General features: G+C 66.0%; 6 protein-coding genes and 1 pseudogene. 4 read left to right on the forward strand and 3 right to left on the reverse strand.

Annotation, left to right across the window (positions count from 1 at the left end; translation table 11 throughout):
- Window positions 1–181: 181 nt before the first annotated feature.
- The 3 genes and pseudogenes from ITJ62_RS13890 (at window position 182) to ITJ62_RS13895 (ending at window position 8,135) form a co-directional block, all read left to right on the forward strand.
- Window positions 182–1,435 carry a DNA cytosine methyltransferase gene (locus ITJ62_RS13890; protein ID WP_194603279.1) on the forward strand — a complete coding sequence of 418 codons (1,254 nt, stop codon included), beginning with the start codon at window positions 182–184 and terminating at the stop codon, window positions 1,433–1,435.
- Between the two features lie 115 nt (window positions 1,436–1,550).
- A pseudogene (locus tag ITJ62_RS19355) lies at window positions 1,551–1,934 on the forward strand (Swt1 family HEPN domain-containing protein); the annotation flags it as partial.
- Window positions 1,935–2,105: 171 nt separating this feature from the next.
- Window positions 2,106–8,135, forward strand: a complete 6,030-nt coding sequence (locus ITJ62_RS13895) for a DUF3320 domain-containing protein (RefSeq protein ID WP_370581970.1) — start codon at window positions 2,106–2,108, stop codon at window positions 8,133–8,135.
- Between the two features lie 73 nt (window positions 8,136–8,208).
- Here ITJ62_RS13895 and ITJ62_RS13900 read toward each other — a convergent pair whose 3' ends face one another.
- The 3 genes from ITJ62_RS13900 to ITJ62_RS13910 all read right to left on the reverse strand — a co-directional run bounded on the left by ITJ62_RS13900 (window position 8,209) and on the right by ITJ62_RS13910 (window position 12,414).
- Window positions 8,209–9,393 (reverse strand): restriction endonuclease, encoded by a 1,185-nt coding sequence (locus tag ITJ62_RS13900; protein WP_194603285.1) that lies wholly within the window; start codon window positions 9,391–9,393, stop codon window positions 8,209–8,211.
- A complete protein-coding gene (locus tag ITJ62_RS13905; RefSeq protein WP_194603288.1) occupies window positions 9,390–11,492 on the reverse strand; it encodes an AAA family ATPase in 2,103 nt (700 codons plus the stop codon). Before ITJ62_RS13905 ends, ITJ62_RS13900 begins: the two co-directional genes overlap by 4 nt.
- 142 nt (window positions 11,493–11,634) lie before the next feature.
- Window positions 11,635–12,414, reverse strand: coding sequence for a hypothetical protein (locus ITJ62_RS13910; RefSeq protein WP_228498496.1), 780 nt, complete (start codon window positions 12,412–12,414; stop codon window positions 11,635–11,637).
- A 304-nt stretch (window positions 12,415–12,718) separates the two neighbouring features.
- On the opposite strand from ITJ62_RS13910, the gene ITJ62_RS13915 reads away from it, so the two are divergent.
- Window positions 12,719–13,180, forward strand: a complete 462-nt coding sequence (locus tag ITJ62_RS13915; protein WP_194603294.1) for a hypothetical protein — start codon at window positions 12,719–12,721, stop codon at window positions 13,178–13,180.
- The last annotated feature ends 57 nt before the right edge of the window (window positions 13,181–13,237 follow it).

Consider the following 13,237-nt stretch of genomic DNA (forward strand, 5'->3'; position numbering starts at 1 on the left):
ATCCGCTGCTCGTCTGCTCGAGTGGACGCCGTTTGCTGCCAGGATCGCCGGTGGTTCCGTCGATCGTGCGACCTCCCCGGATGTCAGAGGCCTCAGGTTAAGATCGTCGGTACGTGCTCGTCGAAACCTCGTGTTGAGGTCTCTGGCGCTCGATGCACGTGCAGGAGTGGCAGGAGTGACTATGAGCGACCTTCGAGTCGTCGAAATTTGCGCGGGCGCCGGTGGGCAGGCTCTCGGTCTCCGAAACGCGGGGTTCCACCATGCGTTCGCTGTTGAGCTCGATGAAACGGCAGCGCTGACACTTCGCCAGAACTCTGGTGGGGAGGTTGCCGTCGGCGACGTTGCGAGCGCGGACGTGTGGACTCCGGCGGATTTTGCCAACGTGGATCTGCTGGCGGGTGGCGTTCCGTGCCCGCCCTTCTCGATCGCAGGTAAACAGCTCGGTTCGTCTGATGAGCGGGATCTGTTCGCCTGGGCGGTGGAGCAGGTGGCGGTAGTGCAGCCTCGCGCTCTCATGTTGGAGAACGTGCGTGGGCTAGCCGCAGCGCGATTCTCTGGGTACCGACAGCGTGTGCTGGACCGCCTCGCGCAGCTTGGTTACGTTGCGGACTGGCGCCTGCTGCACGCCGCCGATTACGGGGTGCCGCAGCTCCGGCCGCGATTCGTCCTTGTCGCTATGCGGCCTGAGGACGCGGCATACTTCCGGTGGCCCGAGCCGGAGCCGCGCACGGTCACAGTTGGCGAGACACTGAGGGACCTCATGGGCGCGAACGGCTGGCCACACGTGGATGCGTGGGTAGAGATGGCCAACGGAATCGGTCCCACCCTTGTCGGCGGAAGCAAGAAGCACGGTGGCGCGGACCTTGGTCCTACCCGCGCCAAGCGCGCTTGGGAGCTTCTCGGTGTCGACGGAAAGGGCGTTGCTGATGCGGCGCCGGGCCCGGACGCGCCACCGCCATCTGTGAAGCTTCCAAAGCTAACGATCCCGATGGTCGCTCGCATTCAGGGGTGGAAGGATTCTGACGGATGGGAGTTCGCAGGTCGCAAGACGTCGCAGTATCGACAGATCGGCAACGCCTTCCCTCCGCCTGTTGCCGAGGCCGTTGGCCGTTCGATCCGGGCCGCCCTGAACCACGAAGGGGTCGCGGGCGAGCTGCCCGAGCTTTCCGCAGACGTGCATGACCCGGTATATCGTGCTCTCGCTAACGCAGAGGACTTCGTGAGCGTAGAGAAACTCATCGCCGCGTTAAGCGAGTTCAACCATGCCGCTGTTGAGCGGCGGCTTGCTGTGCTCGAACAGGACTTTGAGCTTGAACGGCAGACATCTGCGTCAGGTGTCACTTCTTACAAGCTGGGAGCGTTCAAAGGCTTCACGGGTCAGAGTGAGCATGGCCGGAACGAGTACATGGACAAGTTCCGTCACCGTGTGAGCTGACAGACCACAGTTCGATTTGCTGCACGGTGTCTGCGGGTAGGACAAGCAGCGGTTAGGTGATCGCACGCTCTTGACGAATCCAGTCGTCCGCCGTCGACTCACCGGCACCACCCCAATGAAAGGCCCACACGTGGACGCTTCTGAACTCAACTCCGCCGTCGGCCAGGGGCTCGAGCAGCTTGGGTTGGGGCTTCGCCCGTTCGTCGAGGGCGCATTCGTCGAGGCGGTTCCTGGGGTCGAGTGGACGCGGGTGATCGAAGAGAAGGACCGCGCAGCCGGGATGGGGCACGGGCGGTACTCGGCGACCGACGTGTCGCTCATGCTCCGGGCGATGACCGAACGGATCGGGGAGCTGGGGTACCCGTTCGACCGCGTGCTGTCGCGAAGCGCTCGGGGGTACGCGAGCGAACTTCGGGAGGTTCGGAACGCGTGGGCGCACAACGCGGGGTTCACGGAGCAGTCGGCCTACCGGGCGTTGGACTCGATGCAGTTGCTGTTGGAGAGCGTTGGGGCTGCGGAGCAGGCTGCGGTTGTGGGGGAGTTGAAGGGGCGGGTGTTGAGCCCTTCGACAAGCTCAAGGACCGAGGGCGTTGCGTTGGCCGAGGCTGGGAGCGTTGGCGAGATGGGCCCTTCGACAGGCTCAGGGGCCGAGAGGGTTGCGTCGACAGGGTTGGCCGACGGTCGCGAAGCGGAGGATGGGCCGAGCGCCGAAGCCCCCACGTCCGACGCAGCCCCCTCCTCCGTCTCCATCCGCGTCAGCGCGACGCCGACGCTCAGCTACGCGATGGCGCACTGCAGCATCGCGGTGATCGACGAGATCGTCCTCGAGAACCACGGCGGGGAACGCCGGGCGGCGTCCGTCGAGATCGACGTCGTCACCGCCGACGGCGCCCTCGCCGACACCAAGGTGCTCCTCGCCGACCTCGGCGAAGACCGCACCACCCTCCTCCGCAGCCCCGAGGTCCTCCTCGACCCACGCCGCATGCTCCTCGTCGAAGAACAGCGCCCCGGCGTCATCCGCGTCACCGTGCGCGACGCCGTAGGCACCCAGCTCGGCACCGTCGAGAGCCCCGTCACCGTGCTCGCGTCCAACCAGTGGATCGCCGCCCCAGTGCAGCTCGGCCTCGAACTCCTCGCCGCCCACGTGCAGCCCAACGCCCTCGTCGTCAGCGAGCTCATGCTCGAGGTCTCCGACCTTCTCGACAAGCAGACCGGCAACAGCTCCCTCGCCACCTACCAACTCGACGACCCCGCCCGCATCGACGCCATCGTCGCCGCCGTCTGGGACGCCGCCCGCGCCCGCGACATCCGCTACGCCGAACCGCCCGCCAGCTGGGGCCAGAGCGGCCAGAAGGTCCGCACCCCCGAGGAAGTCCTCTCCAGCCACCTCGGCACCTGCCTCGACACCACCATCCTGCTCGCGTCCGTCCTCGAAGCCATCGGCATCCACCCGCTCCTCTGGCTCCTGAAAGACCACATCTTCCTCGGCTACTGGCGCGTCCAGACCACCCTCGACGTCGTCGCCAGCACCGACGTCTCCGAAGCCGTCAACTCCCTCGAACTCGGCCGCATCGGCGTCGTCGAGACCACCATGCTCACCGGCACCTCCGCCACCTTCGCGGACGCCTCCCGCCGGCCCCACACCGACCACCTCGCGGGCTCGCTCGACGACTTCATCGGCATCACCGACGTCGTCCAGGCCCGCCTCCGCAAGATCTACCCGCTGCCCAGCCGCCGGATCAACGCCGAGGGCGAACCCGTCGTCACCCTCTACCAGGCACCCGAAGCCCGCGCCCTCACCCAGGACGCCCCGGCCACCGCCGAATCGACCGCCGCCGGCCACGGCCCCGACGTCCCCAAGCGCGTCTCCACCTGGAAGAACGCCCTCCTCGACCTCAGCCTCCGCAACAAGCTCATCAACTACACCGACCGTTCCGGCTTCGAGCTCGCCGTCCCCGGCCCAGCGCTAGGCCGCCTCGAGGACAGCATCAACCACGGCACTCCGCTCACCCTCGTCGCCTCCGACAGCGTCGCGACGATCGACCAGCAGCGCGGCATCCGCTTCGGCCGCGACCTCGCCGAGAGCGACCGCATCACCTTCCTCGAGGACAAGAAGAGCGCCTTCATCGACGTCACCGAGGCCGCCTACCCGACGAAGCTCCGCGCCCTCGCCTACAAGGCCAAGACGATCGTCGAGGAGACCGGCGCCAACAACCTCTACCTCGCGTTCGGCATGCTGAGCTGGCGCTTCGGTGACCGTGACCTCCGCTCACCCCTCGTGCTCGTGCCCGTCACGCTCACGACCACGAGCCGCGGCTCGTCCTACCGCCTCACCCTCGACGAGTCGGGCTCCTCCACGCCCAACTACTGCCTCCTCGAGAAGCTGCGCCTGAGCTTCGGCCTGGAGATCCCCGGACTCGCGAACCCCGTCGAGGACGGCTCCGGCATCGACCTCCCGGCCGCGTTCACCGCCGTGCGCCAGGCGATCCTCGACGCCGGCCTGCCGTTCCGCGTGGAGGAGACGGCGTCGCTGTCGATCCTCCAGTTCGCGAAGTACCGGCTATGGAAAGACCTCGACGAGAACTGGGAGACCCTCGCGTCCAACAGCCTCGTCGACCACCTCATCAACTCGCCGCTCGAGGCCTACGCCGACCCGACACCAGCGCAGACCGACACCGACCTCGACCGCCTCGGCCTCGACTGCCCGGTCGCCGCCGACTCCTCCCAGCTCGACGCCGTCGCCGAAGCGGTCGCCGGCCGCACCTTCGTGCTCGAAGGCCCTCCCGGCACCGGCAAGTCGCAGACCATCACCAACCTCCTCGCCCGCTCGCTCGCCGAGGGCAAGAAGGTCCTGTTCGTCGCCGAGAAGCGTGCGGCGCTCAACGTCGTGAAACAGCGACTCGAAGACGTCGGGCTCGGCGCGTTCTCGCTCGACCTCCACGACAAGGGCGCCAGGCCCAACGTCGTCCGCGCGCAGATCAAGACAGGCCTCGACCTCCGCACCAAGGCCGACATCGACGCGCTGAGCACCAACCGCGAGCTGTCCGAGTCCGGCCTCCGCACCCTCACCCGATACGCCGACCGCCTCCACGAGGTCAACGCCGCCGGTTTCTCCCTCTACTCCGCGCGGAGTCGCCTGCTCGCGATGGATCACGACCTCGTCCCGATGGCGATCCCCGAGCAGCTCGTCGCCGCCGGCACGCCTGAGGCGTTCGAGGAGCTGCGGCAGGTGTTCCGGGATCTGCCCGAACGCTCCGACCTCGCGCGGCCGAGCACGACGCACCCGTGGGCGTTCCTCGATGGCCCGTCGGCTCCCGGGCTCGACGCCGCGACCGTGCAGCAGGCCGCACGCGCACTGGACGCCGCTCTTGCGACGACGCTCGACGCTGGCCTCCCGATGGACGCCCTGCGCCTCGCGTCGCGCCCCGACCTGCTCGGCCTCTGGTCGACCGCCGTCGCCGCACCGCGTCTGCCGATCGGCGCGCTCATGGCGGGGACCAGGCCCGAGGACTTCACCCGGCTCGACGACGCCCTCGCCGCCGCCGAGCAGCTCCGCGACGCCCAGGCCGAGTGGCGCTCGACCTTCACGCCCGCCATCCTCGACCGCGACATCGCCGGCCCGCTCCACGCCGCCGAGCAGGCTGCCGCGTCGAGCTTCTTCGGTCGCAAGAAGCGGCTCCGGGCCGCGCTCGCCCAGCTGAGTGACGTCCTCGCCGTCGACGCGACCTCGTTCAAGGTCAAGCAGCTCGTGCCGCAGCTCACCGAGGCGAAGGCGGTGCAGGACCGTCTCGTCCAGCTCCGCGGCACGCTCCGGTCCACCGCCCTGCCGCTCGTCGGCGACCGCTGGAACCCCCTTGTCGAGCCGACCCAGCCCGTCCGCGAACTCCTCGGCTGGTACCGCTGGCTGTCGGAGGGCTTCCGCCCGCCGGGCACCCCCGACGATGCGTTCATCACCGCGGTCCGCAACCACTACGCCACGACCCAGCCGTCGCAGCCTGCGGCCCAGGCGCTGACGACGCTTGCGAGCACCTGGAGCGACTTCCTGCGCACCGCGTCCGTCAGCACCGAGCGCCTGTCGGCGTGGTCGGGTGGCGAGGGCTTCCTGCAAGCCTGGTGGTCGACACGCGACGCACGCCGTCTCGACGCCGCTGAGCCCGTCGTCCTCGAACGCTGGCTCGACCTCGTGCGGGTCATCGAACCGCTGCGCACCCATGGGCTCGACGACGTCCGTGCCGCGATCCTCGCCGGTCGCATCGAGACCGAGGACGCGACACTCGCCTTCGAGAAGGGCCTCGCGCAAGCGTCGATCGACGAGCGCGAGCGCACCACCACCCTCGACGCCTTCGACGCCACCGCCCACAACCGCAGCGTCACCCGTTTCACCACGAGCGTGAAGGCTGTGCGTGAGGAGCTGCCGCGGGCGATCCCGGCGTCGGTGCTCGGCTTGCGGACGTTCAGTTCGCAGTCTGAGAGCGGTCAGGTCGGCGGCCTCCGTCGGCAGATCGACCGTCAGCGCGGCGGCATGAGCGTCCGCGCGCTGCTCGAGAACTTCGGCGAGCTCATCACGCAGATCATGCCGTGCACACTCGCGAGCCCGGAGTCGGTCGCGCGGTTCTTCCCGGCCGCTGCCGAGCTGTTCGACATCGTCGTGTTCGACGAGGCGTCGCAGATCCGGGTCGCCGACGCGATCGGGGCGATGGGGCGTTCGCGCTCGGTGGTCGTCGTTGGCGACAGCAAGCAGATGCCGCCGACGACGTTCGCCGAGGCCGGCGCGACGATCGACGACGACGCCGACTACACGAGCGAGGTGCTGCAGGACGAGGAGTCGATCCTCTCCGAGTGCGTGCAGGCGCGGGTGCCGAGCAAGTGGCTGTCGTGGCACTACCGCAGCCAGGACGAGTCGCTCATCGCGTTCTCGAACCATCACTACTACGACAGCCAGTTGTCGTCGTTCCCGGCGCCGTTCGCGGGTGCGGGCGACGGTGGCGTTGCGGGTCACGGGCTGGCGTTCGTGCGGCTCGACGGGCAATTCGAGCGGGGCGGACGCGGCAAGTCGCTGCGGACCAACCCGGTGGAGGCGCAGGCGATCGTCGAGGAGATCTCGAGGCGCTTCGAGGCATCGCCGGAGGAGACGCCATCGCTCGGGGTCATCACGTTCAACGCGCAGCAGCGGACGTTGATCGAGGATCTGCTGCGTGACAGTGCCGACCCGCGGATCGCGCTGGCGCTCGACGAGCAGGACGGGCTCTTCGTCAAGAACCTGGAGAACGTGCAGGGCGACGAGCGCGACACGATCCTGTTCTCGATCGCGTTCAGTGCGAACGAGAAGGGCGTGATCCCGTTGAACTTCGGTCCGCTCACGCGCGCTGGCGGAGAGCGACGGTTGAACGTCGCGGTGACGCGGGCGCGGCGACAGGTGGTGCTGTTCGCCAGCTTCGACCCGTCGGAGCTGCGGGCGGAACAGACCTCGTCGATCGGCATCAAGCACCTGAAGGCGTACCTGGAGCTGGCGCAGCGCGGGAGCGAGGCGGCCGGTGAGGACGGTCGTCGTCAGGCGATCATCGACCGCCACCGCGATGAGATCGCCGACGAGCTCCGATACGCCGGGCACGCCGTGCGGACGGATGTGGGGTTGTCTGACTTCCGTGTGGATATCAGCATCGCGACGGAGGCGGAGCCCGATCGTCCGCTGGTGGCGGTGCTGCTCGACGGGGCGTCGTGGCGTGAGCGTCGGACGGTCGCAGACCGCGACGGACTGCCGATCGAAGTGCTGAGTGGCCTGATGCGGTGGCCGGGCGTCGAGCGCGTGTGGTTGCCGGAGTGGTTGCACCACCGCGAGGAGGTGCTGGACCGGTTGGTCGCGGCGGTCGAGGCTGCGGCTGAGCGGTCTGCTGTGGGGAGTGCGGTGCCGGAGGTGTCGGCTGGTGCGGAGTCGGATGCGGCTGCTGCCTCGGCTGCCGATGAGGCCGATGTCGCTCTCGATGATTCGGATGCGCCCGCACCCGTTCGCAGCGCCCGCGTGCGCGAGTGGTCGGAGCGGCTGGCGTCGCTGGAGACCCTGTCGGAGTTCCGCGACCGCAAGGTCGGTTCGGCGCAGACCGTGGAGGCGGCGCCGGTGGCGGATACGTCCGCGCGCCACCCGGAGCTCTCGGAGTACCAGCCCTGGGACGCACCCACGCTGGGTGGGATCGAAGTACTCGACCGGTTGCCCGGGCGGCAGTCGGTCGTCGCGGTGCAGGGCGCGATCCGTGCGGCGGTGGAGGCCGAGGGGCCGATCCACGTGGCGCGTCTGGCGAAGCTGGTCGCGGGTGCGTTCGGTCTCGACCGGGTGGTGGGTTCGCGGGCGAAGTCGATCCTCGACAAGGTCCCGTCCGAGCTGCTGGGTCGCTCAGACGAGCCGTTCGCCTGGCCGACGTCGATCGACCCACTCACCTGGCGCGGAGCCCGTCAGTCCTCGGCCGAAGCGGCCCGAGCGATCGAGCACATCTCCCTGGTGGAGATCGCGAACGCGATGGCGATCGCAGCGGAGGAGTCTGCCGGCCTCTCGCCCGACGAACTCCGCCGCGAGACCCTCGCGATCTTCGGTGGCAAGCGCGTCACCGCCTCGATCGGAGCACGCCTCGACGAGGCCCTCGAGTTCGGGCTGGCGTCCGGTCGGTTGGCGCGAAGCGGAGAGACGATAGTTTCAGCAACCGCGTAATGCGGTTCTCCGCACCTGCCTCTCGTCGACACTAAACCGGACGTCGTTTCGAATCCATCCTTCCGCCATCGCGTCAATCGTCAAGCGCGAGCGCATTGGCCGCAATCGCATCGAGCTGCTGTTGGATGTCGCGGGGGGTTTGGTCGAGATCGACTGCGTGGCAGATGATCGTGACACCTGCTTGTTCGACGATGTAGCGCGCTGGTTCCTCATTGCCCGCTGCGTACACGAGGTGCCCCGCACGCAGGCCGTGTCGGACGCAGTAGGCGAGCATCTGGTAAATGTCGGCGTTCGGATGACGGCCATCGCGATCCGCCTTGTACTTGGCATCGAAGACGGCGGCCACCACACCATCGTCAAGCCAGACAAGGTCGGGTCTGATTACGACCTGGGCGCCATGGTCGAGGTGGTCGCTCCGCTGCGCCTGGATCGTGCCGCCCGCGGCACCTGCTGCGCGGGTGAGTTCGACTGCGATGAACTGTTCGAACAGCGTCGCAACGTTCAACAGGAAGCCCGCCGCAGATATTGTCGCTACGCCGTGATCCAGTGATGCACCCTCCAGGATGAGCTTCGCGAGTCCGACCGCGTCCCGGTAGTGCGCGTTTCGACGGGTGAACGCCGGTGTTGGGACGGGGGTGCCGCGAACGAGTGAAGAGGCATCATTCAGCGCGGATTCAACTCGGCGGAGCCGCCGACGGAGTTCGGCGCTCGTACCCGACAGACGGAGTAAACGTTGGCTCGCAGATCGCAGCATGCGGTTCTCGTCGACATCGACGGTGAAGTCGTCGAACACAATCTCGGCTGGAAGAGGCAGCCCCTGGCGCGTTCGAATCTGTTCGGAGATCAACCACCGGCCGCGGATCTGAGGTTCGCTCGCTCTTGTCTCCCTGTAATCGCGAATTATCCCTCGATCCAAGACTCGCTCCGCACTTCGCGCGAACAGGGCGGCGATCGCCGGGTACAGGTCATCGACAGAGGAGAGTTGTGCATCTTCGTCGAGCCAGGCGTCCCATCCGAGAGTTCGCGACAGCACGAAGAACAATCGGTCGAGCGGCACCTTCGGCTCGATCCGCAGTTCGACGGAGCCCACCTGCATGACGCCTACCTTCCTTACGGCAGACACTCGCCACTCTCCATCGCCGATTGGTGCGACCGTCGCGATCTGCAGTCGTGCGACCTCGGCAGCTTCGCCGTTCGTCAGCGCCACATCGACGCCGGGGGAAGCCTCTTTCAGGTCAATACGACGTAGCGTCTTCACTCGCCGGCGACCGGATGGATTGTTCGCCGAAGGGCGGCGAGCCCGTACTCGCTCTCGATGTTCCGCCCTTCTCCGTAGTGGTACTCCTCCAGGAGAGGGAGTAGCTCGTGGCGCCAAATTTCGGTGAGTCGCGCTTCCGAGAGGTCACCGTCCGATGGCATGAGGTAGCTCGGTCCGATCCTCGCCGATCGGTCGACGATTCGAGCGTTCAACGCTTGGAGCAGAACGCCCGCCTCCTGTGGCAGCCCGCGCGAAGTGAGCCACCGTGGGAGGACGCTCCGTGTCGGTTCGAGGTCCGGATGCATCTCCAGGAACGCAAATCTTCGACGCATCGCGGCATCGAGCAGAGCAATAGAACGGTCTGTGGTGTTCATCGTCCCGATGATGTAGACGTTCTCCGGGAAGGAGAAGCTCGAGTCGCTTCCGTACAAGAGCGCAATCCGCTGCTCCCGGTACTCGAGGAGGAAATACAACTCGCCAAAGATCTTCGGGAGGTTGCCACGGTTGATCTCGTCGATCACGAGGACGTAATTGCGGTCGGGGTTCTTGAGTGCTTCCGCGGCGATGCGCCTAAAGGGCCCTGGTTTGAGTTCGTAACTGAGATTTCCATGTTCGGTCCGCGGCCGGAAGCCTTCGACGAAGTCTTCGTACGAGTAGCTGGGGTGGAACTGCACCAGCAATGACTCGCCGCCCACCGAGATGTGGTCGGCGAGCTTCCGAGCGAGGAAGGTCTTGCCCGTGCCAGGGGGCCCATGGAGGATGATCTGTCGGCGCCGCTCAAGAAGGTCAAGTGCCATCTGTGGCCACTCCGCGTCCATGTGGAGACTCGAAGCGAACTCAGTTGAAGCCCGGGGGAAGCGTGGCCGATCGGGTGATGGATCGACAGGTAGGTCAGTCTCGAAGTCCGGTGAGGATCCTTCATCCGTTACCTTCGTGTCCGCTGCAGGAATCCAGCGAGATTTGAGCGGTTCAGAGTAAAAGTGAACTGGGCCGTTCTCTTTGACCTGTAGGGCAACGGTGATGCCGAGGAGATCCCGGTCCAGGTCGTCAGATGCCGTGCCCCCGATCTCTCCAATGAAGGCGTCTCGTATCGCGGTCTTGTGCTTCGTGGACACAACGCTGACGAACACGTCTGGATGGAGCATGTAGAGGAGCGCGTATCGCTGCGAGGGGAAGGTCTCTCCCGGCGTACCCATCACCAGGTCTCGCATCGCCCACGCATCGCCGAGTAGTGCTTCATGCTGGTCGCCATCGAGCTCCACCCAGGCTTCCAGAAAGTTGACGATCACCGTCATCGCAGCACCGAGCGCACTAGACATGCGAGTTCCGGGATTAAACGATCCGCCGCTGAACGCTTGATCGATCTCTGAGGGAATTTGTACTGGGTGTGTCATGAAACCGAGCACTTCCTGGACGCGCTCGCGCTTCTTCTTTTCACCGATCGCGGTGATCGATGCTGGCAAGAGCTGCAAGGTAACCAACTCCGCCATGAGCAGTTTGGCATCGTCGCTGGCGTCGGCAAGTTGGGCGGCTATCTTCCCGACAAATCCATCTCCGACAGCTCCGTCCGATTCGACGAACTCCCGAACCAGCTCGGCTACCACCGTCCGGTTCCAGATCGATCGCCCTGGGGCAAATACGGATTCACCGGCACTCAGTCCACGCTCAACGAACAGTCGAGCCGCCCGAAGTACCTCCTCCTGGGCGGCGTCCTGAGGGACGATTCCTGTGTGGAGTGTCGACGCACGCTTCGAATCTCGACTCTTCGTCCAAGCGGTGTATTGCGCACGCGCCTCGGCACGCAGAGCATCTGCATCGGGCTCACGTTCAAGGGCCTCCATGCCTTCTGAGGTGATGCTCCACCCCGCGGCGCCGCCCTTGACCAGCCACCCTGCCTTCACGAACTCCGCCGTGGTCCAGGCCCAGCTTGTTTGTCCCCGAGTGACTCCACTTGCGTGCGGTTCCCGTTCGGCCTGCGTGAGGGGCATCTCCTCAAGCACTGTTCGCCAGATCGAGGCCCTCGTCAGCGGCGCGCCAGCCGATGCAAGCACTTCCAGCGCCAAACGAGCTCTGGCGGCATCCGAGTTGATAGTAGGCAAGTGTGTCTCCTCAATCCCGTGCTGCTCGTGCCGCACCGTCCGAAGGAGCAGCCTCGATGCTGCCCCCTGTTCGCAAGGCTACTGAAGTCCGGATAGCAGTGGCAGCGAGCCCAGGTGTGATCGACGCTTCTCCGGAAGGGGGTTAGAGCACAACCACACTTCTCTCCGCAATGATCACAGCCTCAGGCTGCTGCGGACGCGCGGACTCCAGGCCGTGAAGATGACTCTTGAGCCGTTTCGCCATCGGCAGGAAAGTGCCGAGGGTGAAGGCGCCGGAAACAACGCCTCCGAGCACCGGAATGATTTTGGCGACGCCCTTCGCGAACACCTGCTTCGTCATCTGGACTCCGAGATGCTGGGCAACTGTCTTCACGACGGGATACAGAACTCCTTTTGTGAGCGCCTGCTGCGGCAGTCTGCGAATCACCTGCTCCGACATCATCACCGAGACCTTAGAGACCGCGGCATTTGCGGTCTGGGCTCCAAACATGACGCCGACAAAGAGCGTGAGCAGGCCCCTCGTCGCATCGTCGAGGTCTTCGCCTTCATCAGAGAGGAGGTCCGGCCAGCTGTACAGATACGAGAGCTTCTGAGCAATGCGGAGGATGTGGGCGAAGTATTGCGCCGAGTCCGCGGGAATGGTGCCGATGAGTGCGAACCCTCCAGGTATGCCGGCTACAGCTGAGACGCCCGTCACTTTCGCTGTTTCGTAGTTGATGGACGCATCGGCCGCCTTACTCAGAACTTCGAGAGGTATGCCGGCTGCCGTGGGGGTGTCTCTGACCGCAATCTCAAGCTGCTCTGCCGAACAGTGGCGTGTGAGCGCGCCGCGTAAGAAACGCTCCCTGTCGATTCTGACGCCCGGGAGTCGAGCTGCGGTCGTCAGGGCGAGACTGAAGGGAGATTCGATTTCTGCGTTCAACGTGGTTCTCCTCATAGCCCAGCGATGCCGGGATGGAACTGGACACCCCGAACGCGGTTGTGAGCGGGTGGTGGAATGCGGCTTTCGCTGAGCGGGCCAAGCACAGTCTGGCGGGGGAGGGGCGGGGGTCATCAGTCCCAGAATGGGTCACGCGCCCGAGTTGTGGGAGGGTAGCGCAAGGTGGATCGACGAGCCCGGCATCTCCCGGCCAGCATCGACCACTCCGACTTGACCGATGGAGGGTGAGCTCCGCATGTATGAACCGCTACCCGAAACGGATTCCGGGGGAGACCCACCCGCGCCGATGAAGTTCACGCAAACCACGGCGGGGCAGTTTCTGATCGCGTGCTCGATCATCGCGGCGATCGGCGCGATCGTCGTCGTCAGCGTTGTCGTGGGCGGAGCGCGTCCTCCAGCCGTCCAGTCGGACGGCCAGTCGTCGATGCACTCGCCGCCAGCTGACGGCCCTTCGATGCAGGCTGCAGATGATCCGATAGAACAAGCACGCGAGGTGGTTGGCGGCTCGTACTCCTACGAACGAGTGCAGCAGGCGACTGCCGCGGCGCTGGTCGCAACCGGTACGCCGGTCACGACCGACAACTCCTTCAAAGCCTGGAGTTCGGTCCTCGCTGTCACCGACAAGCTCGGTATCGAGCCGATGGAGGTCATGTTGTGCGTGCCAGAGCTCGCTTCCTCCGAATCGGGCCTCACCTTTCCAGAGGTCGCTGCGCTCTGTGCCAGTGAGATCTATCTCGGCAAGCGGTGACGGGGCGACCGGCCACCGACTCCGAGTGGACCCGCTGGTGTTGGGGTTCGTGTGGCC

This window comes from Plantibacter sp. VKM Ac-2876 (assembly GCF_015350715.1).
In the GTDB taxonomy this organism is placed as follows: Bacteria; Actinomycetota; Actinomycetes; order Actinomycetales; family Microbacteriaceae; genus Plantibacter; species Plantibacter auratus.